The sequence below is a fragment of the Frateuria sp. genome, from assembly GCF_035943815.1.
Lineage (GTDB): Bacteria > Pseudomonadota > Gammaproteobacteria > Xanthomonadales > Rhodanobacteraceae > Frateuria_A.
The window spans coordinates 231,238-255,577 of sequence record NZ_DASZBU010000005.1; the positions used below are offsets into that span (position 1 = coordinate 231,238).

The 24,340-nt window shown below is 69.5% G+C and carries 21 protein-coding genes; 14 read left to right on the plus strand and 7 right to left on the minus strand.

The window, feature by feature from the left end; all coding sequences use genetic code 11:
* Window positions 1–2: 2 nt before the first annotated feature.
* Genes dgoD through VGU65_RS02705 form a run of 4 tightly spaced genes read right to left on the minus strand, consistent with a single transcriptional unit; the run spans window position 3 to window position 3,452 of the window.
* Complete coding sequence (gene dgoD, locus VGU65_RS02690) at window positions 3–1,151, minus strand: galactonate dehydratase (protein WP_327472627.1); 1,149 nt, start codon at window positions 1,149–1,151, stop codon at window positions 3–5.
* Window positions 1,148–1,810: a 2-dehydro-3-deoxy-6-phosphogalactonate aldolase gene (locus VGU65_RS02695; protein WP_327472629.1), complete on the minus strand. Its 663-nt coding sequence runs from the start codon at window positions 1,808–1,810 to the stop codon at window positions 1,148–1,150. Before VGU65_RS02695 ends, dgoD begins: the two co-directional genes overlap by 4 nt.
* On the minus strand, window positions 1,807–2,730 hold the full coding sequence (locus tag VGU65_RS02700; RefSeq protein WP_327472631.1) for a 2-dehydro-3-deoxygalactonokinase: 924 nt from the start codon (window positions 2,728–2,730) through the stop codon (window positions 1,807–1,809). Before VGU65_RS02700 ends, VGU65_RS02695 begins: the two co-directional genes overlap by 4 nt.
* Window positions 2,727–3,452: a FadR/GntR family transcriptional regulator gene (locus tag VGU65_RS02705; RefSeq protein WP_327472632.1), complete on the minus strand. Its 726-nt coding sequence runs from the start codon at window positions 3,450–3,452 to the stop codon at window positions 2,727–2,729. The genes VGU65_RS02700 and VGU65_RS02705 overlap by 4 nt, the downstream gene beginning before the upstream one ends.
* 385 nt (window positions 3,453–3,837) lie before the next feature.
* On the opposite strand from VGU65_RS02705, the gene VGU65_RS02710 reads away from it, so the two are divergent.
* The 7 genes from VGU65_RS02710 (at window position 3,838) to VGU65_RS02740 (ending at window position 14,952) form a co-directional block, all read left to right on the plus strand.
* Complete coding sequence (locus VGU65_RS02710) at window positions 3,838–4,989, plus strand: aldose epimerase family protein (protein ID WP_327472633.1); 1,152 nt, start codon at window positions 3,838–3,840, stop codon at window positions 4,987–4,989.
* 91 nt (window positions 4,990–5,080) lie between these two features.
* On the plus strand, window positions 5,081–6,262 hold the full coding sequence (locus VGU65_RS02715; protein ID WP_327472635.1) for a cellulase family glycosylhydrolase: 1,182 nt from the start codon (window positions 5,081–5,083) through the stop codon (window positions 6,260–6,262).
* Window positions 6,263–6,375: 113 nt separating this feature from the next.
* Complete coding sequence (locus VGU65_RS02720) at window positions 6,376–9,177, plus strand: TonB-dependent receptor (RefSeq protein ID WP_327472637.1); 2,802 nt, start codon at window positions 6,376–6,378, stop codon at window positions 9,175–9,177.
* A 73-nt stretch (window positions 9,178–9,250) separates the two neighbouring features.
* The gene (locus VGU65_RS02725) at window positions 9,251–10,600 is read left to right on the plus strand and encodes a GDSL-type esterase/lipase family protein (RefSeq protein WP_327472639.1); all 1,350 of its coding nucleotides are present in this window, start codon (window positions 9,251–9,253) and stop codon (window positions 10,598–10,600) included.
* Window positions 10,597–12,162, plus strand: a complete 1,566-nt coding sequence (locus tag VGU65_RS02730) for an exo-alpha-sialidase (protein ID WP_327472641.1) — start codon at window positions 10,597–10,599, stop codon at window positions 12,160–12,162. The genes VGU65_RS02725 and VGU65_RS02730 overlap by 4 nt, the downstream gene beginning before the upstream one ends.
* Before the next feature lie 161 nt (window positions 12,163–12,323).
* Complete coding sequence (locus VGU65_RS02735; RefSeq protein WP_327472643.1) at window positions 12,324–13,877, plus strand: RICIN domain-containing protein; 1,554 nt, start codon at window positions 12,324–12,326, stop codon at window positions 13,875–13,877.
* A gap of 82 nt (window positions 13,878–13,959) precedes the next feature.
* On the plus strand, window positions 13,960–14,952 hold the full coding sequence (locus tag VGU65_RS02740) for a glycoside hydrolase family 43 protein (RefSeq protein ID WP_327472872.1): 993 nt from the start codon (window positions 13,960–13,962) through the stop codon (window positions 14,950–14,952).
* A gap of 49 nt (window positions 14,953–15,001) precedes the next feature.
* On the opposite strand, the gene VGU65_RS02745 is transcribed toward VGU65_RS02740, so the two are convergent.
* From VGU65_RS02745 to VGU65_RS02755, 3 genes are read right to left on the minus strand one after another with little or no spacing between them, the layout of a single operon-like run.
* Window positions 15,002–15,409 (minus strand): hypothetical protein, encoded by a 408-nt coding sequence (locus VGU65_RS02745; protein ID WP_327472645.1) that lies wholly within the window; start codon window positions 15,407–15,409, stop codon window positions 15,002–15,004.
* Window positions 15,409–15,879 carry an Mpo1 family 2-hydroxy fatty acid dioxygenase gene (locus VGU65_RS02750; protein ID WP_327472647.1) on the minus strand — a complete coding sequence of 157 codons (471 nt, stop codon included), beginning with the start codon at window positions 15,877–15,879 and terminating at the stop codon, window positions 15,409–15,411. Before VGU65_RS02750 ends, VGU65_RS02745 begins: the two co-directional genes overlap by 1 nt.
* Window positions 15,880–15,901: 22 nt before the next feature.
* On the minus strand, window positions 15,902–16,798 hold the full coding sequence (locus VGU65_RS02755) for a phosphoribosylaminoimidazolesuccinocarboxamide synthase (RefSeq protein ID WP_327472648.1): 897 nt from the start codon (window positions 16,796–16,798) through the stop codon (window positions 15,902–15,904).
* A 118-nt stretch (window positions 16,799–16,916) separates the two neighbouring features.
* Here VGU65_RS02755 and VGU65_RS02760 point away from each other — a divergent pair, with 118 nt between their 5' ends.
* From VGU65_RS02760 to trpE, 7 genes are all read left to right on the plus strand, one after another.
* Window positions 16,917–17,228: a c-type cytochrome gene (locus tag VGU65_RS02760; protein ID WP_327472650.1), complete on the plus strand. Its 312-nt coding sequence runs from the start codon at window positions 16,917–16,919 to the stop codon at window positions 17,226–17,228.
* Window positions 17,225–18,022: a co-chaperone DjlA gene (djlA, locus tag VGU65_RS02765; RefSeq protein ID WP_327472652.1), complete on the plus strand. Its 798-nt coding sequence runs from the start codon at window positions 17,225–17,227 to the stop codon at window positions 18,020–18,022. The genes VGU65_RS02760 and djlA overlap by 4 nt, the downstream gene beginning before the upstream one ends.
* A gap of 82 nt (window positions 18,023–18,104) precedes the next feature.
* Window positions 18,105–18,773 carry a ribulose-phosphate 3-epimerase gene (rpe, locus tag VGU65_RS02770; protein WP_327472654.1) on the plus strand — a complete coding sequence of 223 codons (669 nt, stop codon included), beginning with the start codon at window positions 18,105–18,107 and terminating at the stop codon, window positions 18,771–18,773.
* A gap of 682 nt (window positions 18,774–19,455) precedes the next feature.
* Complete coding sequence (gene pdsR, locus VGU65_RS02775) at window positions 19,456–20,145, plus strand: proteobacterial dedicated sortase system response regulator (RefSeq protein ID WP_327472656.1); 690 nt, start codon at window positions 19,456–19,458, stop codon at window positions 20,143–20,145.
* Window positions 20,142–20,711, plus strand: a complete 570-nt coding sequence (locus VGU65_RS02780; RefSeq protein WP_327472657.1) for a hypothetical protein — start codon at window positions 20,142–20,144, stop codon at window positions 20,709–20,711. The genes pdsR and VGU65_RS02780 overlap by 4 nt, the downstream gene beginning before the upstream one ends.
* Before the next feature lie 32 nt (window positions 20,712–20,743).
* Window positions 20,744–22,759 carry an ATP-binding protein gene (locus VGU65_RS02785; RefSeq protein ID WP_327472659.1) on the plus strand — a complete coding sequence of 672 codons (2,016 nt, stop codon included), beginning with the start codon at window positions 20,744–20,746 and terminating at the stop codon, window positions 22,757–22,759.
* A gap of 92 nt (window positions 22,760–22,851) precedes the next feature.
* Entirely contained in the window at window positions 22,852–24,327 is a 1,476-nt protein-coding gene (gene trpE, locus VGU65_RS02790) for an anthranilate synthase component I (RefSeq protein ID WP_327472661.1), read from the plus strand.
* Window positions 24,328–24,340 lie beyond the last annotated feature (13 nt).

The window sequence follows — 24,340 nt, forward strand, 5'->3', positions numbered from 1 at the left end:
GCTCACCATTCCGCCACGCTGCCGTCGGCATGCCGCCAGACCGGGTTGCGCCAGCGATGCCCGGCCGAGGCGCGCTCGGCCACGTAGTCCTCGTTCACGCCGATGCCGAGGCCCGGGCCGCCAGGGATGGCGACGAAGCCGTCCTGGTAGGCGAACACGCTGCGGTCGCTGACGTAGTCGAGCAGGTCGTTGGAGGCGTTGTAGTGGATGCCCAGGCTCTGCTCCTGGATGAAGGCGTTGTGGCAAACCGCATCCAACTGCAGGTTGGCGGCCAACGCGATGGGGCCAAGCGGACAGTGCAGCGCGATCGCCACGTCGTAGGCCTCGGCCATCGAGGCGATCTTGCGCGTCTCGGTGATGCCGCCTGCGTGCGAGGGGTCGGGCTGCAGGATGTCCACGCCACCGATCGATAGTACGCGCTTGAAGTCATAGCGCGAGTACAGGCGCTCGCCCAGCGCGATCGGCGCCGGCGAGATCGAGGCCAGCTCGGGCAAGGCCTCGAGATGCTCGGACAGCACCGGTTCCTCGATGAACATCAGCTTGTACGGGGCGAGCTCGCGCATCAGCACCTTGGCCATCGGCTTGTGCACGCGGCCGTGGAAATCCAGACCCAGGCCGACGTGCGGGCCCACCGCATCGCGCACCGCCTGCACGTTGGCGAGCACCTGCTCGACCTTTTCGTAGGTATCGACGTACTGCATCTCCTCGGTGGCGTTCATCTTGACCGCGGTGAAGCCGCGCGCGACCGCCTCCTTGGCCGCACGCGCGGTGTCGGCCGGCCGGTCGCCGCCGATCCACGAGTAGACGCGGATGCGCTCGCGCACCCGGCCGCCGAGCAGGTCATGCACCGGACGGCCCAGGTCCTTGCCCTTGATGTCCCACAGCGCCTGGTCGATGCCGGCGATCGCGCTCATCAGCACCGGGCCGCCGCGGTAGAAGCCGCCGCGGTACATCACGCTCCACAGGTCTTCGATGCGGCGCGGGTCCTTGCCGACGAGGTAGTCGGACAGCTCGTCCACCGCCGCGGCGATGGTGTGCGCACGGCCTTCGACGATCGGCTCCCCCCAGCCGCAGATCCCCGCATCGGTATCGATGCGCAGGAACAGCCAGCGTGGCGGCACGACGAAGGTGGTGAGGCGGGTGATCTTCATGCGCGAATTCCTAGAGCGTTGGACGCTTGCGAATCGAGATGGCGCCGCCAGGCCTGGGCGAAGGCCCGCGCGCGCGTGCCGACGTCGTCGGCCGCACGACCGGGCGCATAGAGCGAGGAGCCGATGCCGAAGCCGGCGGCACCGGCGGCGAGCCATGGGCCCATGGTGTCGGGCGCGACGCCGCCGACAGGCAGCACCGCGGTGGCCGCCGGCAGCACCGCGCGCCAGGCCTTGAGCACGGCCGGCGAGGCCTGCTCGGCGGGAAAGAGTTTCAACGCGTCGGCGCCCGCGGCGAGCGCGGCGAAGGCCTCGGTTGGCGTGGCCACGCCAGGCACGCAGTAGAGCCCGGCCTGCTTGGCGGCGCGGATCACCGCCACGTCGGCGTGCGGCATCACCACGATGCGCCCGCCCGCGTCGGCGATGCCGCGCACCGCTGCCGGATCGAGCACGGTGCCCGCGCCGACCAGCCGCTCGGCGCCGTAGCGCTCGGCCATGCGACGGATGCTCTGCAGCGGTTGCGGCGAGTTGAGCGGCACCTCCAGGATGCGGAAGCCGGCCTCGACCAGCGCATCGCCCACCGTCGGTACCTCGTCGGGGCGAAGGCCGCGCAGGATGGCGACCAGAGGAAGCGGTTCGAGCCAGGTCTTGAATTCGTTCATGCGTGCGAATGTCCGTGGAGCAGGCCCGCGGAGGCGGCGACCTGCCAGAGGCCCGACGCGGCGGGCGCGCCGGAGGTGCGTTGCAGCGTCAGGCCGAAGGCCGGCGCGGCCAGCAGGTAACGGGCGCAGAGCGCGTCTTCTCCGACGACCTGCACCGGTACCCCGGGCCTGGCCCAATCGGCGGCCAGCGCCATGCGCAGTTCGTCGCCGATCAGCAGGCCGGAAAGGAAGTCAGCCACCGAGGCCGGTGCCAGCACGCCTTCGAGCATCAATGCCCGCGTGGAGAACAGGCGCGACAGGCCGCCGGCCGCGCCCGAGGCCTGCGCCGCGGCCACGCCGCGCGCGAAAGCGGCGTGGTCGTCGCTGCCATCGGGCAGGCCTGCGCCGAGTACGGAGTGCCCGCGCACCAGCGCGAACAGCTCGCCGGTCATCACCGTGGTGAAACCCGCGACCGCGCCGTCGCGCACGCGCACCCACTTGCTGTGCGTGCCGGGCATCAGCAGCCGCACCTCGCCAGCGAGGGTTGGAGCCTGCGCGAGCACCCCGGCGACCTGGGTTTCCTCGCCGCGCATCACGTCGGGGCCGGCCGGATCGCGCAGCCCGGGCACGATGTGCACGGTGCGTCCGTCCGGCGCATCGACCACGGCCAGAGCGCCAGCCAGCGCGTCCAGCCGGCACGGTGCATCGAGATAGGGCGCCTCGCGCCAGCCGCCGCGACTGCCGACCATGCCGCAGGCCAACACCGGCGCGCGCGGCCAGCCCTCGACCGCTTGCGCGAACGCCTCGGGAAAGCCGCCTGCCGGCAGTTGCCGGCTGCCCCAGGGCAGCGCGCGCATGTCCATGACGCCGCCGGCCTCATCGAAGCGGTACGCGCGCAGCCGCGTGCTGCCCCAGTCCAGGCCAAGCAGCGACGTGTTCACGCCGTGGCCTTCCTGCGGCCGCGGCCGCGGCTGTGCTGCAGGTTCGCCTGCGAGTCGACGATCATCGAATGCATTGCCTTGCGCGCCACTTCCGGCTGCTTGCGGCGGATCGCCTCGAGCACCTTCTGGTGGTGCGGCAGCGAATACTTGAAGTTGCTGGCGGTGCGCGCGGACAGGGTGAAGAAGGTGCCCAGCGCGGTTTCGATCACCGAGAACAGCGACTGCAGCAGTTCGTTGCCGGTGGCGTGCAGCACCGCGTCGTGGAATTGCAGGTCGGCGGCGGTCCACTCGTCCAGCGTCTGCGCTTCGTCCATTGCGCGAAAGGCGACGTCGATCGCCGCGAGCTGCTCGGCAGTGCGCCGGCGTGCGGCGCTGGCGGCGGCGGCCGGCTCGATCACCTCGCGCATCTCCACCAGCTTGTCGACGAAATCGTCGGTCGGCATCGAGGCGCAGCGCCAGGCCAGCACGTCGGCGTCGAGCTGGTTCCAGTGGCGCTTGTCCAGCACGCGCGCACCCACGCCGGTGCGCGACTCGATCAGGCCCTTGGCCGACAGCACCTTGAGCGCTTCGCGCAGCGCGGTGCGGCTGACCTGCAGGCTTTCGGCGAGCGTCTCCTCGCGCGGCAGCACGTCGCCGGGCTTGACCTTGCCGCCCACGATGCGCTGACCGAGCTCGTGCATCACATGCCCGTAGAGGCTGCGAACTGCGCTCGTTTTCCTCATGAAGTGCGGCTCCCGGGTGACGTAGGTCGATCCGTGCGGAAGGCGCAGCCAGCGCCCGGTGGTTTGTCATACAAATCGACTATAAGCATTCGACGCGCGTCCTGCCAAGGTGCGGTGGCGCATTTTTTTCGACCTGTCGATCCGGGCCACGAAAGCGTCGATGACGCAGCGCAGAAAATTTGCGCCTCCGTGGTCCGGCTTGGGCGGATCGATGCCGATCGTGCGTGCGGCGATGTCATGCGGAATCGGCGGGTCCGGACCGGTCGTGCACGTGCAATGGCGCGTCGCACCAAGAAAATTTTCCTGCGCCGGAACGCTTGCACGATAATCATACAATGTGCTTGCATGCCCTCACTTCGACAGCCGCGCTAGGGGCACTGGTGACATGCGACGTGCAGGGTGGATGGGTTCGATGCTCGGCCTGGCGGCACTGTCGATGACGGTGCACGCGGCCACGATGGCCAAGCGCGAGGCGTTCGGGGCGATGCCAGACGGCAAGCCCGTGGAGGCGGTCGTGCTGAGCAACTCGCATGGCCTCTCGGCGCGGGTGATCGCGTACGGCGCGAGTCTGCAGTCGCTCAGCGTGCCGGACCGCCAGGGCCGTTTCGCCGACATCGTGCTCGGCTATGCCTCGCTCGCGGATTACCTGGACAAGCCGCAGTACTTCGGCGCCACGGTCGGCCGCTATGCCAACCGCATCGCCAAGGGCCGCTTCGTGCTCGACGGCCACAGCTACCAGGTACCGGTCAACAACGGTCCCAACTCGTTGCACGGCGGCACGCGCGGCTTCGACAAGGTGCTGTGGACCATCGGCCCGGTGAGCCACGACGCGGACAAGGCCAGCGTCACCTTGACCTACGTAAGTCCCGACGGCGACATGGGCTATCCGGGCAAGCTGTCGGTGACGGCGGTCTACACGCTGGACGATCAGGACCAGCTCTCGATCGAGTACCGCGCGACCACCGACAAGCCCACCATCGTCAACCTCAGCAATCACGCCTACTGGAATCTTTCCGGCGAGGGCTCCGGCAGCGTGATGGAGCAGCGCCTGACCATCGCGGGCGATACGTATCTGCCGGTCGATGCCGGCTCCATTCCCACCGGCGAGGTCCGCCAGGTCGCCGGCACGCCGTTCGACTTCCGCGAGCCCAAGGCGATCGGCCGCGACATCCGCATCGCCGATCCGCAGTTGCTCAACGGCCACGGCTACGACCACAACTGGGTGATCAGCCGCAAACCAGCGGTGGCGCCACGCATGGTCGCGCGCGTGGAAGACCCGCACTCCGGCCGCGTGTTGACGCTGAGTTCGGCGCAGCCGGGGCTGCAGTTCTACTCGGGCAATTTCCTGGACGGCGCCACGGTCGGCACGGGCGGGCACGTTTACCGCCAGGGCGACGCCTTCGTGCTGGAGCCGCAGCTGTATCCGGATACGCCCAACCAGCCGGCCTTCGGCTCGGCCCGGCTGGCGCCGGGGCAGGTCTACCGCAATTTGATCGTCTACCGCTTCACCACCGAGCCGGCGCACGGCGAGCGCTGACCGGACAGACCGAACCGCAAGGGCGTTCCTGGCGGGACGCCCAGGGGAGCGTTTGCCGCGCGCAAGCGCAGCGCATCACGAGGGAGATGGCATGAAACACGCACTGTTGGCCCTGGCATTCGCAACGGCGGCGCTGTTCGCCCCGCGTGCGCCGGCCGCCGATGCGCCGGCACGCTGGACCAGCGCGCAGGCGCACGCCTGGTACGAGCATCAGTCCTGGCCGCTGGGCAGCAACTATGTGCCCGCCGACGCGATCAACGAGCTGGAGATGTGGCAGGCGGCCACCTTCGACCCGGCGCGCATCGACAAGGAACTGGGCTGGGCTCAGCAGCTGGGCATGAACACCATGCGCGTGTTCCTGCACGACCTGCTGTGGAAGCAGGACCCGGACGGCTTCAAGCGGCGCATCGACCAGTTCCTCGCCATCGCGCACAGGCACGGCATCAAGCCGATCTTCGTGCTGTTCGACTCGTGCTGGGATCCGGAACCCAAGCTCGGGCCCCAGCATCCACCGATCCCCGGCGTGCACAACTCCGGCTGGGTGCAGAGCCCCGGCGTGGCGATGGCCGATCCCAGCCAGTATCCGCGGCTGGAGCAGTATGTGAAGGACGTCGTCGGGCGCTTCGCCAAGGACGACCGCGTGCTCGCCTGGGACGTGTGGAACGAACCTGACAACCCCGGCGGCGGCAATTACGACGCCCGCGAGCCGAAGGACAAGGTCGCCCTGGTGGCGAAGTTGCTGCCGCAAGTGTTCGCCTGGGCGCGCAGCGCTGCGCCGACGCAGCCGCTCACCAGCGGCGTGTGGCACGACGCGGACTGGTCGGACCTGGACAAGCTCAATGCGGTCGAGCGCACCCAGCTCGAGCAGTCCGACGTGATCAGCTTCCACAACTACGGCTGGCCGGAGGAGTTCGCCGCGCGCGTGAAGCAGCTGGCGCGCTACGGCCGTCCGCTGATCTGCACCGAATACATGGCGCGCGGCGCCGGCTCGACCATCGACGGCGTGCTCCCGCTGGCCAAGAAGCTGGACGTGGGCATGGTCAACTGGGGCTTCGTCGAAGGGCGCACGCAGACCACGCTGCCGTGGGACTCGTGGCAGCGCCCGTACACCCTGCAGCCGCCGACGATCTGGTTCCACGACCTGCTGCATGGCGACGGGACGCCGTACCGCGAGCGCGAGGCCGAGATCCTGCGCGCGCTTTCCCACACGCCGCGCGGTGTGGTGCCGGAGGCGGCGGCGAGCTACCCCGCGCCGGCGGCCAAGACGAAGTAGCAGCCGAAGGTTCCACTTTTTTTCGCTGCGCGGCGGCAACCGCGCAGCGCCCAGACCAAGCATGTCGCCGGACGCTCCGGCGGCCACGATTTCCTGACGGGAGGTTTCCACTCATGTACCGCAACCGTATTCCGGTGACGATCCTCGCGGCGGCCATCGCCGCAGCCTTCGGCTCGGCGCATGCGCAAGACGCGCAGGCGCAGGCCGGCAACGACACCCAGTCCGCCGCCAGCACCACCACGCAGGACGCGCAGGCCAAGCCGCACAAGAGCGCTACGGCCAAGCGCGATGACAAGCAGAGCGCGGTCAACCTCTCGCAGGTGACCGTCACGCCGCTGCGTCAGAGCCTTTCGAGCGCGCAGACGCTCAAGCAGGACGCGCGCATGGTGGTCGATTCGATCGTCGCCGAGGACATCGGCAAGCTGCCGGACAACAGCGTGGCCGACGCCATGCAGCGCATCACCGGCGTGCAGATCGCGCAAGGCTTCCAGGGCGAGACCGGCTCGGTCGTGGTGCGCGGCCTGCCCAACGTGATCACCACGCTCAACGGCCGCGAGATCTTCAGCGGCGTGGGCCGCGGCTTCGCCTTCCAGAACCTGCCGGCCACTGCGGTCAAGACGGTGCAGGTCTACAAGAGCAGCGAGGCGAGCCTGCCCGACGGCGGCATCGCCGGCGTGGTCGACATGCAGCTCTACCGCCCGTTCGACTTCGACGGCGCCAAGGTCGCGGCGACCTACACCGCCACGCACAGCAAGTACGGCGGTCGCACCGACCCCAACTTCAGCGTGCTGATGAGCGACCGCTGGCAGACCGGCATCGGCGAGATCGGCGCGCTGGCCAACGCCAGCTTCATGGCGCAGCACTACCAGTACGACGCGGTGTGGGGCGACTTTCCCAAGGTGCTGCGGGACGGCACCGGCACACCGATGCGCACCGCTTCGGGCAACCTGATCGCCGCGCCCAACGGTTTCGGCGCGGACTACAACATCGGCTACCGCCAGCGCCCCGAGCTGAACTACGCGCTGCAGTGGAAACCCAACGACAGCACCGAGGTCTACGCCGAGGGCCTGTACGACTGGGATTCGGACCAATACAACCAGCCGTTCTATTTCTCCTTCCCGGTCGGCGCGGTGACGCCGAGCAACCTGACCGTCGGCAACAACTGCTACGCCGACCAGCTCACCGGCTCGCCGTTCGCCGGCCAGACCATCTGCGACGCCTCCAGCGGCAGCTGGACCGGCAACACCTATGCGGCGACCAGCACCCAGGCGCACCTGCAGCACGGCCGCGACATGCAGCACGCGGTCGGCGTGAAGTGGCATGGTGACCGTCTGCGCCTGAGTTCGGACCTGTCCTATGGCTCGACCTCGTTCGACACCAACACCTTCATCGTCGACACCTTCCTCAAGGGGCCGGTGACCACGGTGTGGAACGGCACCGCCGGCAACCAGCAGAACTGGTCGCTGGGCAACAACGCACAGCTCGACCCGAACAACTATTATCTGAACGGCCTGTTCCAGACCTGGAACACCCAGCGCGGCAAGCAGTGGGCCTGGCGCGGCGACGGCAACCTCGACCTCAACGGCAGCTTCTTCAGCTACCTCGACTTCGGCCTGCGCTACGCCGACCACAAGGCCCAGTACACCGGCAGCGTGGAGATCTCCACGCCGCCGCCGGGCGGCGCCGGCACCGGCAACATCGTCGCCACGCCGAACCCGGCCAACCAGGTCACCGCGCGCTTCCCGAGCAGCTACTTCTGCTCGATGCCGACCACCTCGGCCATCCCGGTCTCGTGGCTGACCGGCTGCTTCAACTACCTCACCGGCAACGCCGACGCGATCCGTGGCCTGTACGGCCTGCCCGGCGGCCGTCCGCCGGTGAACCCCGGCCGCTACTACAACATCGACGAGAAGACCCTCGCCGGCTACCTGCAGGCGGCCTACGACACCACGCTGTTCGGCCTGCCGGCGGACGGCCTGCTGGGCATGCGCGTCGAGCGCGTCAGGCGCAACCTCGATGCGTTCTCCTTCAACGCGGCCACCAGCATCTATTCGCCGCTGTCGGTGAACACCAGCGAGCCGGTGTACCTGCCCAACCTCAGCTTCAACCTGCACTTCACCGACGCCCTGCAGCTGCGCCTGGTGGCCGCCAAGACGGTGACCTACCCCGACTTCGGCCAGCTCAACCCGTCGATCTCGCTCAACCCCGGCACGATCAACCGCGCGGGCGCCGCGGCCAGCGGCAACCCGGACCTCAAGCCGATCAAGTCGAACAACTACGACGCCTCGCTGGAGTGGTATTTCGCGCCGGCCGGCTACGTCAGCGGCGGCGTGTTCTACCGCGACATCAACGGCTACATCCAGAACTACGTGACTGACGTGACGATCGGCGGCCAGGCCTACCAGCTGTCCTCGCCGCAGAGCGCCGGCAGCGGCCATCTGGACGGCGCCGAGGTGGCCTACCAGCAGTTCTTCGACTTCCTGCCCGGCGCGTTGAGCGGGCTGGGCGTGCAGTTGAACTACACCTACATCGACGGCTCCACCCGCTCGCCGCAGTTCATCGGCGGCCCGGTCGTGGCCTCGCCGCTGCAGAACGTGTCCAAGCGCAACGGCAACGCCGTGCTGATGTACGAGAAGTACGGCTTCTCCGCACGCCTTGCCTACAACTACCGCAGCCGCTTCATCGACTTCTTCACGCAGCCGACGGTGGCCGGCAACCACGACGAGATCGAGCCGGCCAACCAGCTCGACCTGTCGATCGGCTACGACGTCAACCCGCACACCACCGTGGTGTTCTCGGCCACCAACCTGACCGGCCAGGACCTGCACCAGTACTGGGGCGACGGCACCTCGCGGCCGCGCGACATCCGCTACCAGGACCGCACCGTGGGTGTGGGCGTGCGCTTCAAGCTGTGAGCGGGACGGCGATGGCGGTACTCCTCCCCGGCCGCCATCGCCGCCTCCGCTTCCTTGCAAGGGAGGCGTGCGCATGACTGCTGCGGGTAGCCGGACAAGCCGGGTCGGCCTGCTGCTGGCCTTGGCCGGCGTGCTTGGCGCGCCGGCCCACGCCGGGCCATCCCTCGCCGGGGCTCCTCATTGGGTGGCGGCGTGGGCCGCTGCCCCGTTGCGCGCGCCGATGATCGCCAATCCGGTGCTGCGCGTGCCGCCGCGCAACCCGGAGGTGGATGGGCGCACGCTGCGGATGGTGGTGCGCCTGGACGCTTCGGGCGCACGCCTGCGGCTGCATCTGGACAACCGCTACGGTGACCGGCCGCTGCATTTGGGCGCGGTCACGGTGGCCCGGCCTGCGGCAGGAGCGCCTTTGGCCGTGGTCAGCAGTTCCTTGGCTTCCGTCGCCTTCGCGGGCGCGCGCGAGGTGACGATCCCCGCCGGGGGAGCGATCGACAGCGACCCGCTGGCCATGCGCGTACGTGCCGGTGAAGCGATCGCGGTCAGCCTGTTCGTGCCCGCCGCCGCGGTCGCCTCCACTTGGCATCCGGATGCGCGCTATGGCCAGGCGTTATCGGCCGTCGGGGATTTCTCGCAGGTCGCCCGGATCCCGCATCCGACGATCGCTCCCGGCTCCGACTGGCTGACGCGCGTCGATGTCCAGGCCCCGGGAGCCACTGGGGCGATCGTCACGCTGGGCGATTCCATCACCAACGGCTTCCGCGCCAGCCCGGGCGGCAGCTATCCTGAACGCCTGGCCGGGCGCCTGCGGGCGGCACGTTGCGGGCAGGCGGTCGTCAACGCCGGCATCGACGGCAACCAGGTGGCTGCGGCACGGGGCGATTTCAGTCAGGGCGCGAGCATGGTGTCGCGGCTGGCGTCCGACGTGCTCGACGTGCCTGGCGCGCGCTACCTGATGCTGTTGGGCGGCATCAACGACATCGGCGAGCCGACCATGGCCGCGCGGGCCACCGGGCAGCCGCTGCCCGAGGCGCGGGCGCTCGCGGCACCGGTCGTGGCGGGCCTCGAGCGCATCGCGCGCTCCGCACATCAGTGCGGGCTGCGCGTCTATGGCGCCACGCTGCCGCCTTTCGGCGGCACCGACCGGGCCTATTCGGAGCAGGGCGAGGCGGCGCGCAAGACAGTCAATGCCTGGATCCGCACGCGGGCGCCGTTCGACGCGGTGATCGATTTCGACGCGGTGCTGCGCGATCCGGCGCAGCCCTCGCGACTGCGCCCGTCGCTGGAGAGCGGCGACCACATCCATCCCAACGACGCCGGCTACCGTGCGATGGCGCAGTCGGTGCCGCTGGCGCTGTTCGGCTGTTCCGCCGGCACGCCGGCGGCCGCCGTGCGCCGGCCGTTTTCTTCTTCCGGAGTGCGCCCATGAAGCGAGTCCTTTCCCTGGCCCTGGGCTGCGTGCTCGCGGGCGCCGGCGTTGCGTCCCTCGCGGCGTCCGCACCGCCTTCCACGCGCGGCCAGGTGCTGGCCGACGGTACCGGCTACGTCTCGGCGGTGCGCCTGGCGCACCAGCCGCAGGCGGCGTCCAACGGCCGCATGCTGATGGTGTTCGAGCGCGACGGCATGGGCGGCATCCCGTTGTACGAGAGCGTCGACGATGGCGTGCACTGGCGCTTCCTTTCCAATGTCACCGACCAGGCCCACGGCGACGCCACCCGCTGGCAATTGCGCTGGCAGCCGCACCTGTCCGAGCTGGCGCGTCCCAGCGCCGACCTGCCGGCAGGCACGCTGCTGCTGGCCGCCAATGCCACCGGCAACGACGCCGAGGGGCGGCTGGTGGCCGAGGACCTGCAGCTCTACGCCTCCACCGACGGCGGCCGCAGCTGGCGTTACCGCGGCTCGATCGTGAAGGGCGGCGGCAATCCGAGCGACAAGGACAACCACGGCGTGTGGGAGCCCAACGTCCACCGCCTGGACGACGGGCGGCTGGTCGCCTACTACTCCAGCGAGGCGCACAAGGAGGCCGGCTTCAACCAGCTGCTCGCGCACAAGCTTTCCACCGACGGTGGACGTACGTGGGGCGAGGAGAAGGTGGACGTGGCCATCCCCGGCGGCGTCGAGCGCCCGGGCATGGCGGTGGTCGACCGCCTGCCGGACGGCCGCTACGTGATGACCTACGAAGACATCGACGGCCCGCGCAACGGGCAGGTCTATCTCAAGACCAGCGCCGACGGCCTGGACTGGGGCGATCCGTCCGACCGCGGCACGCAGGTGCGCACGGCCGCCGGTGCCTGGCCGGCCGCTTCGCCGATCGTGCGCTGGCTGCCATGGCACAAGGGTCCCGGCGTGATCGCGGTGCTGGCAGAACGCGCGGGCGGTGACGGCGATCCCGCCGGGCACAGCATCTACTGGAACAACGACGGCGGCCGCGGTCCCTGGTGGGAAGCCGAGGCGCCGGTGCAGAAGCTCACCGGCAACATCCACGCCGGCTGGACGCAGGCGCTCTTGTCCATGCCCGGCGGAAAGCTGTGGCACGCGACCACCTCGTCCACCGCCGGCGATCCGGCGGACGCGCGCAGGAACATCGTCATGTATGCCGACGCGCCCGCGCGCTTCGATCGCTATGAAGCCGAGGACGCGATACGGCGCTGGTCGGTGCGCATCGGCGATGCGACGGCCTCCAACGGCGCCAAGGCGCGCATCGCCTCCTCGCCCGGCGGGCAGCTCACCTTCCCGGTACACGTGCCGGTAGGCGGCATCTACCGCGCCACGATCCGCTGGCAGGACCTCGGCTTCGAGCCAGCGCTACCCGTGCTGCGCGTCAATGGCGCGGTCTGGAAGACGAGCGACCGCGCCGAGCGTGACGGTTGGCACCTGGCCACCGCCAGCGGCCCTCTGCGCGAGGGCGACAACACCGTAGTGCTCGAGGGCGCGGGGCGCCCGGCCGACGTCGACTACGTGCAACTGGACCCGGCCACTGCCGGCGACTGACGCGGCTGGCGAATCGACAGGGGAGCGCACGCCGGCGCTACCGGCGCTATCGGGAACGTCGGGGTGCTTTTTCGTAACGTCATTCCCGCTCCAATGGGAATGACGCCGCAGAAAGGCTTCGCCGTTCCTTTCGCGGCCGCGGACGCGGCCTGGGAGGAGACATGCGGACGATCTTCGGCAAGCCCTGGGTGCAGTGGACCATGCTGTTGTTTGCGATGGTCCTCGCGCCCGGCGCGCGGGCGGCCAGCGGCACGGTGCTGCAGGGGAGCACGCTGTACCCGCGCGTGGTACGCCTCGCGCACGCGCCGGCCTATGCCAATGGGCGGCTCATCGCCAGCACCAACGGCATCATCTTCCAGAGCACCGACGATGGCGCCAGCTGGAGCACGCTCGGTCCCGTGCCTGTGATCGGCGGCAGCAGCGAGCGTTGCTGCGCGACGCTGTACGAACTGCCGCGCGCGGTCGGCAGCCTGCCCGCTGGCACGCTGTTGTCCGCAGCCTCGTATTTCTCCGGCGGCGTGCCGGCGATCGAGGTCTACACCAGCACCGACCAGGGCGCGCACTGGAGCTATCACAGCACCCCGGTGCGGGCGGGCGACGCGAACCATGGGCTATGGGAACCGGAGTTCGAGGTGGCCAACGACGGCGCGCTGGTGATGTTCTGGTCCGACGAGACCGACCCCTGCTGCAGCCAGAAGCTGGCGCAGATCCGCAGCTACGACGGCGTCAACTGGCAGGACCGCACCGATACCGTGCGCAGCACGCTCGCGAACGACCGGCCCGGCATGATCACGGTCAGCCCGCTGCCCAACGGCCACTTCTTCATGAGCTACGAACTGTGCGGCCCGGCGGCATGCACGGTGTTCTCGCGCCTGTCGGTGGATGGCTGGTACTTCGGCGATCCCACCAACATGGGAACGAAGGTGCAGACGGCCACCGGCCAGTATCTGGAGCACGCGCCGCTCAACCACTGGTCGCCCTCGGTGCTGTCCGCCGCCAACGGCGCGATCCTGCTGGTGGGGCAGGTGATGTACGAGTCCAACGGCAGCGTCTCGCCGTCCAACGGCAAGGTGCTGTTTGCCAACACGCACGCCGATGGCACGGGCAACTGGTTCACCATCGATGCGCCGGTGCAGGTGCCAGGGGCGTACGACAACTACTGTCCCAACTATTCCTCGGCCTTGCTGCCGGAGGCGGACGGCTCGGGCATCCTCGAACTGGCCTCCGACTACCTCAATGGCGGCTGCATCACCTACTTCGGTCACATGCCCTGGAACCGGCTGCCGGCCGACGGCTCGACCTGGGCCCTGCAGAACGTGTACGCCCCCGGCCTGTGCCTGGACAACACCGGCTGGTCGACCGCGAACAACACCGCGGCCGAGCTGTGGACCTGCAATGGCCTGAGCGTGCAGCGCTGGACCTTCCACGCGCAGGGCGACGGCTACTTCAGCCTGCAGAACCAGGCCACCGGCCTGTGCCTGGACAACACCGGGGGGAGCACGACCCGCGGCAACCCGGTCACGCTGTGGGGTTGCGTGGGCAACGCCAACCAGAGCTGGCAGGTGGTCGACGTCGGCCACGGCAGCTACAAGCTGATCACCCGCGCCTCGGGCGATCTTGCGCTGGACGATCCGGCCGGCTCGACCACGGCCGGCACGCAATTGCAGACCTATACCGACAACGGCCTGGGCACCCAGCAGTGGGTGCTGCAGTAATCGACAGCGGAGCGGCGGGCAGGCACCGCCGCTCCCCACCGGCCGTGCAGTACGGCCTTCGGCCTGGAGACTTCCGCCCGTGATGCGCTACCGCTCGATCCTCGCAAGCCTGGCCCTGCTGTTCGCCGGCGTCCAGGCGCACGCAGCCGGCGTGCACGACTACGCCGCGCCGCTGCTGCCCTCGGGTCCCGATCCGTGGGTGATCCAGCGCGGCGGCGTCTACTACTACACCAGCACCTCGCGCGACCACATCGAGCTGCGCCGCACCACCGATCTGTGGCGGCTGGCCGACGCCCCGCCGGTGGTCGTATGGCGTGCGCCGGCCCGCGGCGCGGCGTCGACTTCGGTGTGGGCGCCGGAGCTGCACTACATCCGGGGCAAGTGGTACCTGTACTTCACCGCAGCGGACAAGCAGCACGACGACGATGCGCACCGCCATGTATTCGTGCTGGAGAATGCCTCGCCCGATCCCACCCGCGGCCGCTGGATCGAGCGGGGCATGCTCAAGACGGCGCATACCGGCATCGACGGCACCGTGTTCGAGCATGCCGGCCGCTGGTACTTCGTCTATTCGGCCTACGTCGGCGACCACAGCGACCTGGTGATCGCGCCGATGGCCGACCCCTGGACGCTCGCCTCGCCGCAGGTGGACATCGCCGCGCCCACCTACACGTGGGAGATGCAGGGCGGACGCAAGATCCTGGAGGCGCCGGAGTTCCTGCAGGGGCCGGACGGCAAGCTGTTCCTGAGCTACTCGGCCAGCGCCTGCTGGTCGGACGATTACGCGCTGGGGCTGCTGCAGGCGGACGGCAGTGCCGATCTGCTCGATCCGAAGTCGTGGAAGAAATCGCCGCGACCGGTGTTCGCCAGCTCGGTGCGCAATGGCGTCTATGCGCCCGGCCACAACGGTTTCTTCAAGGATACGGACGGCCGCGACTGGATCATCTACCACGCCAACGGCGGCCCCGGCTGGAAGTGCACGCCGCGCCGCGCCCCGCGCATCCAGCCGATCGGCTGGACGCCAGGGGGCATGCCCGATTTCGGCGAACCTGGTACGCCGCCGCGCGAACCTTAGAGTGATCTTCGGCCCACCGAACGCGTGGAAGCGGTGGGCTCGACGATGCCTATGCCAGGCTGGTGGCGATGCCGAAGGCCACCGCGATCACCGCGGCCACCGCCATGCAGGCGCTGGTCGGGCGGATCCGCCGCGCATCCACGCGCGGGATCAGCCGCCAGAGCAGCAGCGCGCCGACGGCCATGTCGACCACCAGCGCGAGGCGCAGCGGCAACGAGGCGAGCAGCGGCCCGTAAGGGGGCTTGAGGTGGCCCTCATGCGCGGCCACCAGCACCACCAGCAGCAGCCCGAACAGGCACCACAGCAGGCAGGCCAGGTACACGCGGTTGAACACCACCTCGGTACGCTCGCTCCAGCGCAGGACCGGCCAGGCGATCAGGCTGGCGGCCAGCGCCGCGATCGAGCCGTAGAGCACCCACCAGAGCAGGGTGCTGAGCAGGGTGAGCAGGGTCTGCATCAGGACTGCGCCTTGAAGCCGAGCTTGCGCAGCAGCTTTTCCATAAGCCAGGCGGGGCCGACCAGCAGGTAGGAAAGGTCGGTGAGGAAGCTGGGCCGGTGGCCTTCGTAATGGTGGCCGATGAACTGGCCGATCCATGCGACGACGAACACCACGATCGCCGTCCAGCGCAGGCGTACCGGACCGAGCACATCGAACAGCCAGGCGGTGAACAGGGCCAACAGCACGAAGGCCACCAGCAGCGCGCCGCCCAGGCGGTGCGAATGCTTCCAGTACCAGGCGAACGCCGCGACCATGGCGAACACCGCCCAGGCACCGGGCTTGAGCCAGGCAGCCGGCACCGGCACGGTCCACAGCAGCGCGACCACGGTCCACACGATCGGCGGCACGCAGATCCAGTGCAAGGCCTGATTGATCGGGTTGCGGTGGTCGGCGCTGTAGCCGTCGAGCCAGTTCTGCATGCTGCGCATGGTTGCCCCTTTCGTCGGCGGATCAGTCGAGCCGGATGCCGGCCAGCCGCTCAAGCGCCTCGGCGTACTTGGCGCGGGTGCGTTCGATCACCTCGCCGGGGATGTGCGGGCCCGGCGCCTTCTTGTTCCAGTCCAGCGTCTCCAGGTAATCACGCACGAACTGCTTGTCGTAGCTGGGCGGGCTGATGCCGGTGCGGTATTCGTCGGCCGGCCAGAAGCGCGAGGAGTCAGGCGTGAGCATCTCGTCCATCACGTAGAGCTTGCCGTCGGCGTCGGTGCCGAACTCGAACTTGGTGTCGGCGATGATGATGCCGCGCTCGGCGGCATAGTCGGCAGCCCAGCGGTAGATCGCCAGCGTGGCCTCGCGCACCTTTTGCGCCAGTTCGCGGCCTACGGCATCGACGACCGCATCGAAGCTCACGTTCTGGTCGTGGTCGCCCACCGCGGCCTTGGTCGAGGGCGTGAAGATCGGTTCGGGCAGCTGTTGCGCCTGCTTCAGGCCCGCCGGCAGCGTGATGCCGCAGAGCTTGCCGCTGGCCTGGTAGTCCTTCCAACCCGAGCCGATCAGGTAGCCGCGCGCGATCGCCTCCACAGGCACCGGCTTGAGCCTCCGCGTCACCACCGCGCGGCCGGCATAGAGCGACAGGTCGGTGCCCTTGGGCAGCACCTCGCCCAGCGGTACCTCGAGCAGGTGGTTGGGGATGATGTGTGCGGTCTTGTCGAACCAGAAGTTGGAGATCTGCGTGAGCATCTCGCCCTTGCCGGGGATCGGGTCGGGCAGAACCACGTCGAAGGCGGACAGGCGGTCGGTGGCCACGATCAGCAGCCGGTCGCCGGAAAGCGCGTAGACGTCGCGCACCTTGCCGCGGTGGATCAGGTCCAGGCCGGGCAGGTTCGATTGCAGCAGGGTGGTGGGCACGGGCTTGGGTCCGCAGGCTCAGGGGAATGCCTATTCTAGCGGCGCCGCGCGCGGGCAGGCGCCGGGGCGCTGCTAGAATCGCGCGTTCCGGGAATCCATCTCGCTCCAAGCCTTGCCGATGCGACTCGTTCTGCTCGCGGCGCTGCTGGCCGCCGCCCTGCCCGCCTTTGCCGCCGCGCCCGCCCGTCCGGCCCGTCTGGGCCTGTGCGCCGCCTGCCACGGCGAGACCGGCATCGCGCAGATGCCCGGTGCGCCGAACCTGGCCGGGCAGCGCCTGGACTACCTGCGCAATGCGCTGGCGCAGTACCGCGACGGCCGCCGCGACGTGGCCGTGATGCGCGCGGCGATCGGGCCGGTGAGCGACGCCGAGCTGGACGCCCTGGCGCGCTGGTACAGCGCGCAGGAGCCTGCTGCGCAGGCGCATCCATGAGTCTGTCCACCACGCTGGTCCTGGCCTTCGTAGGGCTGATCCTCGGCCACGGCATTCCCGGCGCCCTGGTCGGTGCGGCGATCGGCTTCGTCATCGACAGCCTGCGCCAGAGCCAGCGCTACCGCGCCACGCCGCAGGCGGGCGGCTTCGTCACGCCGCTGTTCGCGCTGCTGGGCGCGGTGGCAAAGTCCGACGGGCGCGTGTCCGAGGCGGAGATCGCCATCGCCGAACGGCTGATGACGCGCATGGGCCTCTCCGGTGAACAGCGCAAGGAAGCCATCGCCGCCTTCAACCAGGGCAAGCAGCCGGAGTTCGACGTGCGCCCGCCGATCGAGGGCCTGCGCCAGTGGGTCGGCCTGCGCCGTGACCACGCATTTCCCGTGCTGGACGTGGTGATCGAGACGGTGCTGGCCGAAGGCAACCCGCCGCCGGAAAAGATGGCGATCCTGCGCCAGCTCGCTTTCGCGCTGCGCATCAGCGACATGGAGCTGATGGCGCTGATGGCGATGAAGGGCTACGCCTGGAACGCGGCCGCCGGCGATCGCCGGCGCGGCTACGGTGGCTACGTGCCGCCGCACCGCGCCGCCCATGGCCCGGACCCGTATGCCGTGCTCGGCATCGAGCGCGGCGCCGACGAGCGCGCCATCAAGCGCGCCTACCGCAAGCTGATCTCCGAACACCATCCCGACCGCCTGGGCGACTTGCCCGAGGCGATGCGCAAGCAGGCCGAGGCCCGCGCCAGCGAGATCAACGCGGCCTACGAGCGGATCAAGGCGGAAAAGGGCTTCAAGTAACGCAAACCGCTACCGATCCTTCGGCTCCGCCGCGGCTACGCTCGGGGCGAACGGCTGGAAACCCACCCACGCAGGCCCCGACATGAGCAAGCAGACCCCCGTCATCGCTCCCTCCATCCTCTCCGCCGACTTTGCCCGGCTGGGCGAGGACACCGCCAAGGTGCTGGCCGCGGGCGGCGACTGGGTGCACTTCGACGTGATGGACAACCACTACGTACCCAACCTCACCATGGGCCCGATGGTGCTCAAGGCCCTGCGCGACTACGGCATCGGCGCTCCGATCGACGTGCACCTGATGGTCAAGCCGGTCGACCGCATCGCGCCGGATTTCGCCAAGGCCGGGGCGAGTCTGGTCAGCTTCCATCCGGAAGCCAGCGAGCACGTGGACCGCACCATCGGCGTGATCAAGGATGCCGGCTGCCAGGTGGGCCTGGTGTTCAATCCGGCCACGCCGCTCAACTGGCTGGACCACGTGCTGGACAAGCTCGACCTGGTGCTGATCATGTCGGTCAATCCCGGCTTCGGCGGGCAGAAGTTCATCCCCGAGGCGCTCAACAAAGTGCGCGAAGTGCGCCGGCGCATCGACGAAAGCGGCCTCGCGATCCGGCTGGAGATCGACGGCGGCGTAAGCGCGGCGAACATCGGCGAAATCGCTGCGGCAGGCGCCGATACCTTCGTCGCCGGTTCGGCGATCTTCGGTGCGCCCGACTACGCGCAAGTCATCGACGCGATGCGCCGTGCCATCGGCTGAAGCGGCAAAGAAAAATCCCGGTGCAGGGACTGCACCGGGATAAAGCGTCGTCGGATTGGGACGCATGAGGAGTCCACCAGAGCGGGCGTCTTGGCGCCGCCGCCAAGCGGCAGCGGTGATCCACGGCAATGGATGACGCCCGCCGGGAGGTCTGACAGGGCTCCTGCGGTTTGGTTCCCGGCGCCAACGGTTCAGTCCGCCAGGAAAAAAAAGTCCCCTCGCGAGGAGGGGAGAAGGAACGGCTTGGCTGTACGGAGTTGCGATGAAGCGTGCTTCAGAGCGGCTGCCAGTCGGGATCGGGCTCCTCGCCCGCACCCGCCGCGCCTCCATGCACGGCGGGTGCCTGAACGCCTTCCACGGCAAACGGGTCGAACGTATCGGCAGACATGGCTTTCACCTCTAGTGGATGCCCATCACCAGGCCCAGCAACAAGGCGCCCAGCGCCAGCACCACACGCAAGGGCTCGAAATGGCGCAGCTCGGCGTTGGGATCTTGGGTCGGGGCGCTGGGCATGGTGTCGTCTCCTGAACTGCGCTCCATGGAACCGTCCCCGCGGGCGTACATGGCGTCGGCGCAGGGGCAAAGCGAAGGCCGGATCGGGCAAAACGCGGGCTTGCGCACGATGCGGCTTGCACCAATGCGATGCGCATAGCACGCTGCGCGCCACCACAGGGAGACCAGCATGGGCCGCAGCATTGCCATCGTCGAGGACGAACCGCTCATCCGTGCCAACTACGTCGAGGCGCTCAACCGCTTCGGCTACGACACGCGCGGCTATGGCTCGCGGCAGGACGCCTCCGCCGCCTTCGCGATGAAGCTGCCGGAGCTGGTGATCATCGACATCGGCCTGGGCGACGAGCCCGAAGGCGGCTTTGACCTATGCCGCGAGCTGCGCGCCAAGTCGGCGACGCTGCCGATCATCTTTCTGACTGCGCGCGACTCCGACTTCGATGTGATCTCCGGCTTGCGCCTGGGCGCGGACGACTATCTTTCCAAGGACACCAGCCTGCATCAGCTTGCCGCCCGCATCGCGGCGCTGTTCCGGCGCATCGAGTCGCTCAAGGTGCCGGCGTCCAACGAGACGGTGATCGCGCACGGCCCGCTCAAGCTCGAGTCCGAGCGCATGCGCGTGACCTGGAACGACGCCGAGATCCCGCTCACCGTCACCGAGTTCTGGATGGTGCACACGCTGGTGCGCTTCCCCGGCCACGTCAAGAACCGCGACCAGCTGATGCGCGAGGCGGAATTGGTGGTGGACGACGCCACCATCACCTCGCACATCAAGCGCATCCGCAAGAAATTCGTCGCGGTGGCGCCCGATTTCGACGCGATCGAAACCGTGCACGGCGTGGGCTACCGGTGGAAGCCGTGAGGCGCGGGCTTGCTGCGCTGGTGTGGCTGCTGTCGGCGTCCGTCATCCACGCGGCTGGGCGCCCGGCCGATGAGGTCACCGCGCAGGGCAAGCCCGACGGCAAGGTACCCGGCTGGACCATCCACGCCAGGGCGCCGGCCGGCTGGACGGCCGACTGCTGTACCTATGCCCGCGGGATCGGCGTGGACCTGGTCATCTACCAGGGCGAATGGACGGGCGAGCCGGTCGGCGTGATGGTGCTCAACGTGTGGCCGCGCAAGCTGCCCAGCCTGGAAGCCGAGCTGGATGCCGACCGCAAGCACTACCTTCAGCTGGACCCGCTGGCCAAGGCGAGCCGGTTCCCGGTGCGTCATCGCAGCATGGCCTGCGAGGCGCTGGTGTTCCTGGGCAGCGACCGCGTCGATGACGCGGTGGTGTTCTGTGATCCGGGCCAGGCTTCGGGCATCCGCCTGAGCTGGTCGCTGAGCTTCCCCGACAACGACCCGAGGCGCGCCGAACTGCTGGACGAATTCATGCGCGTGGTGGTCGGCAGCACCTACCAGCGCGGGGCCGCCGCGCGCCGCTAGCCGGCGGCGCGGCCTTGCGCCAAGCTCACGCGATGAATCTGCGCCGCAAGCTGCTGCTGGTTGCTCTGTGCACGTTGGCGCTGCCGGTCGCCGGCTGGCTGTACGTGCGCCAGATGGAAACCCTGCTTCGCGAGGGCCAGGCGCAGGCGCTCGTCGCCTCGGCGCGGGCGGTCGCGCGCAGCCTGGTGGCGACCGGCGCCGCATTGCCGCAATCGAGCCGCGGCTGGTACGTGCAGCAGGCCGCCAACCCGATCACTGTCGACGGCTACGGTGACGATTGGGCCCCGCTCACGCCCTGGAGCCAACCGCTGGGCCCGCGCGGCAGCGTGCTGCTGGCCGAGGACGCGGGCGGGCTCTACCTGTACGTGCAGCAGCGCGGCACCCAGCGCAGCCGGGCCGATGCCGGGGATGCCGGCGCGTTGCGCGCCGACCATGTGGTGCTCGAACTGGACCGGGGCGACATCCGCCTGCGCTACCTGCTCGCCAGCGCCGCGCCGGGACCCTTCGACGCGCGCCTGCTCGACCCGCCGGTGCCCGGCTGGCCCGATCGGCTCTCCGGCCAGTGGCAGGAAGATGGCGGTGGCTGGCGGGTGGAGCTGCGGCTGCCCAACGCGCTCGCCGTCGACCGCCTCGCACTTGGGATCTACGACGCGGCAGCGGGCGGAGATCCGCTGGCGGTGGACGCGCGCCCGCTGTGGCGCTACTCCTCCGTGCTGTCCCAGGAGCTGGCGCGGCTGGCGCCCGAGGACACCCGCGTGCGCGTGCTCGCGGCGCCCGGCTGGGTGCTGGCGCAGAGCGGCCGCCTGCAATCGGGCGGTCCGCAGCCGGGCTGGTTTGCCGCGCTGGTCTACCGCGCGCTGCTCGCCAATCGCGTGGAGGACGCCGCGCCCTGGACCCAGGACGCCCCACGCCTGGACCTGCCCGAGGTCGCCCGGGCGCGCGAGGGCAGGCCGGCCACGGTGTGGCGCGAAGGCGAAACCCGCGCCAGCGTGGTGCTCGCTGCGGCGGTGCCGATCGGCGCGCCCGGCCGCGTGCGCGGTGTGTTGTTGCTCGAACAGGCCAGCACCACCGTGCCGTTGCTGGCCAACCGCGCGCTGCTGATGCTGCTGCTGACCAGTTTCGGCGTGCTGCTGGTGGCCGGCGGCATCCTGTTGTGGTTCGCCACGCGGCTGAGCCTGCGCCTGGGCCGCCTGCGCGATGCGGCCGAGCGTGCGCAACTGGCCGACGGCCGCATGGACGACCTGTTCGCCAGGGGCCGCTTCCCGATGACGGCCGCCGAGGACGAGATCGGCGACCTGGCGCGCAGCTTCGAGCGCCTGTTCGTGGCCATCGGCGGCTATACCGACTACCTGCGCACGCTCGCCTCCAAACTCTCGCACGAACTCAATACGCCGCTGGCGATCGTCAAGAGCTCGCTGGACAACCTGGAGCACGCGCTGCAGGCCAACGACGCGTTGCCGCCCGAGGCCCAGCCCTACCTTGCCCGCGCCCGCGACGGCGTGGCACGGCTGGGCATGCTGGTGCGCGCCATGAGCGAGGCCAGCCGCATGGAGCGCGCGATCGCCGCCGCGGAGGCCGAGGACGTCGATCTGCGCGAAGTGGTGCGCGGCTGCGCCGAGGCCTATCGCCCGCTGGTCGGCACCCGCACGCTCGCCTGCGAGCTGCCGGACGCGCCGCTGCCCATGCATTGCGCGCCCGAACTGATCGCCCAGGCGCTGGACAAGCTGCTCGACAACGCGCTCTCGTTCACCCCGGCCGACGGCTGGCTGCGCCTTGGCCTTGCCGCCCGCGAGGACGGCGCCGAGATCACCCTCGCCAACCAGGGGCCGCCGCTGCCCGCCGCCATGCAGGGCCGCCTGTTCGACTCGCTGGTCAGCCTGCGCGACAAGGCCACGCCGGGCGACGCGCCGCACCTGGGCCTGGGCCTCTACGTGGTGCGCCTGGTCGCCGAGCGCCACGGCGGCAGCGCCAGCGCGCGCAACCTGGAGGACGGCGGCGGCGTGGCGTTCGCGCTGCGCCTGCGCAACATGCCGCGCCAGCGGCTCTGAGGTCCTACCCATAGCCGAAGGGGGCGCCTTGGCAGCGCACCGGTGCCGCCTGCTATCGTGCGCGTTCCGTTTGGACGTCCGGATCCCCTGCAGTGATCTCCCGAGACCAATTCGACGCGCTGGCCTCCCAAGGCTATACGCGCATCCCGCTGGTGCGCGAGGTGTTTTCCGACCTCGACACGCCGCTGTCGGTGTACCTGAAGCTCGCCGACGGGCCGTACACCTTCCTGTTCGAGTCGGTCGAGGGCGGCGCCACCTGGGGACGCTATTCGATCATCGGCCTGCCAGCGAAGCGCGTGTACCGCCTGCGTGGGCACGAGCTGGAGGTGGAGGACGCCGGCGAAGTCGTCGAGCGCCGCCACCTCGACGATCCGCTCGGCGAGGTGGAGAAGCTGCGCGCGCAGTACACCGTGCCGCGCCTGCCCGAGCTGCCCGCCTTCAGCGGCGGCCTGGTCGGCTACTTCGGCTTCGAGACGATCGGCTACATCGAGCCGCGGCTGGCGCAGTGGGACCGCCACGACGAACTGGGCACGCCGGACGTGCTGCTGATGCTGGCCGAGGAAGTGGCGGTCTTCGACAACCTCAAGGGCCGCCTGTACCTGATCGTGCACGCCGACCCGTCGCAGCCGCAGTCCTACGCGCAGGCGCAGCGCCGGCTCGATGCGCTGGTCTACCGCTTGCGCCAGGGCGGGGCGTCGTACCCGCAGCTCAACCAGTCGGTGGCGCTGGACGAAGGCGACTTCAAGTCCTCCTTCACCAAGCCCGAGTTCGAGGCGATGGTGGAGAAGGCCAAGGAGTACATCCGCGCCGGCGACATCTTCCAGGTGGTGCCTTCGCAGCGCCTGAGCGTGGGCTTCAACGCGCGGCCGGTGGACGTGTACCGCGCGCTGCGTGCGCTCAATCCCTCGCCGTACATGTACTTCGTCGATCTGGGCGGCACGCAGATCGTCGGTTCCTCGCCGGAGATCCTGGCGCGCCTGAAGGACGGCAAGGTAGTGGTGCGCCCGCTCGCCGGTACGCGCAAGCGCGGTGCGACGGAGGAGGAAGACCGCGCGCTGGAGGCCGAACTGCTGGCCGATCCGAAGGAGCGCGCCGAGCACGTCATGCTGATCGACCTGGGCCGCAACGACATCGGCCGCATCAGCGAGACCGGGACGGTCCAGGTGAGCGAATCGTTCGTTATCGAACGCTATTCGCACGTCATGCACATCGTCTCGCAGGTGCAGGGCATGGCGCGGCCTGGGCTGTCCTACATGGACGTGCTCAAGGCCACGTTCCCCGCAGGCACGCTCTCCGGCGCGCCGAAGATCCGCGCACTGGAGATCATCCAGGAGCTCGAGCCCTACAAGCGCAACATCTATGCCGGCGCGATCGGCTGGATCGGCTGGTGGGGCGACGCCGACACCGCCATCGCGATCCGCACCGCGGTGATCCAGGACGGCCGCCTGCACGTGCAGGCCGGCGCCGGCATCGTCTACGACTCCGACCCGGCGGCCGAGTGGGAGGAGACGATGAACAAAGGCCGTGCGCTGTTCCGCGCAGTGGCCCAGGCAGCCAAGGGACTTTAAGAGGTCTCCTTCC

What these genes read in the sequence shown, in the direction of transcription:
- dgoD (WP_327472627.1), bottom strand. Translation starts at nt 1,151, where the DNA reads ATGAAGATCACCCGCCTCACCACCTTCGTCGTGCCGCCACGCTGGCTG.
- VGU65_RS02695 (WP_327472629.1), bottom strand. Translation starts at nt 1,810, where the DNA reads ATGAACGAATTCAAGACCTGGCTCGAACCGCTTCCTCTGGTCGCCATC.
- VGU65_RS02705 (WP_327472632.1), bottom strand. Translation starts at nt 3,452, where the DNA reads ATGAGGAAAACGAGCGCAGTTCGCAGCCTCTACGGGCATGTGATGCAC.
- VGU65_RS02710 (WP_327472633.1), top strand. Translation starts at nt 3,838, where the DNA reads ATGCGACGTGCAGGGTGGATGGGTTCGATGCTCGGCCTGGCGGCACTG.
- VGU65_RS02715 (WP_327472635.1), top strand. Translation starts at nt 5,081, where the DNA reads ATGAAACACGCACTGTTGGCCCTGGCATTCGCAACGGCGGCGCTGTTC.
- VGU65_RS02720 (WP_327472637.1), top strand. Translation starts at nt 6,376, where the DNA reads ATGTACCGCAACCGTATTCCGGTGACGATCCTCGCGGCGGCCATCGCC.
- VGU65_RS02725 (WP_327472639.1), top strand. Translation starts at nt 9,251, where the DNA reads ATGACTGCTGCGGGTAGCCGGACAAGCCGGGTCGGCCTGCTGCTGGCC.
- VGU65_RS02730 (WP_327472641.1), top strand. Translation starts at nt 10,597, where the DNA reads ATGAAGCGAGTCCTTTCCCTGGCCCTGGGCTGCGTGCTCGCGGGCGCC.
- VGU65_RS02735 (WP_327472643.1), top strand. Translation starts at nt 12,324, where the DNA reads ATGCGGACGATCTTCGGCAAGCCCTGGGTGCAGTGGACCATGCTGTTG.
- VGU65_RS02740 (WP_327472872.1), top strand. Translation starts at nt 13,960, where the DNA reads ATGCGCTACCGCTCGATCCTCGCAAGCCTGGCCCTGCTGTTCGCCGGC.
- VGU65_RS02745 (WP_327472645.1), bottom strand. Translation starts at nt 15,409, where the DNA reads ATGCAGACCCTGCTCACCCTGCTCAGCACCCTGCTCTGGTGGGTGCTC.
- VGU65_RS02750 (WP_327472647.1), bottom strand. Translation starts at nt 15,879, where the DNA reads ATGCGCAGCATGCAGAACTGGCTCGACGGCTACAGCGCCGACCACCGC.
- VGU65_RS02760 (WP_327472650.1), top strand. Translation starts at nt 16,917, where the DNA reads ATGCGACTCGTTCTGCTCGCGGCGCTGCTGGCCGCCGCCCTGCCCGCC.
- djlA (WP_327472652.1), top strand. Translation starts at nt 17,225, where the DNA reads ATGAGTCTGTCCACCACGCTGGTCCTGGCCTTCGTAGGGCTGATCCTC.
- rpe (WP_327472654.1), top strand. Translation starts at nt 18,105, where the DNA reads ATGAGCAAGCAGACCCCCGTCATCGCTCCCTCCATCCTCTCCGCCGAC.
- pdsR (WP_327472656.1), top strand. Translation starts at nt 19,456, where the DNA reads ATGGGCCGCAGCATTGCCATCGTCGAGGACGAACCGCTCATCCGTGCC.
- VGU65_RS02785 (WP_327472659.1), top strand. Translation starts at nt 20,744, where the DNA reads ATGAATCTGCGCCGCAAGCTGCTGCTGGTTGCTCTGTGCACGTTGGCG.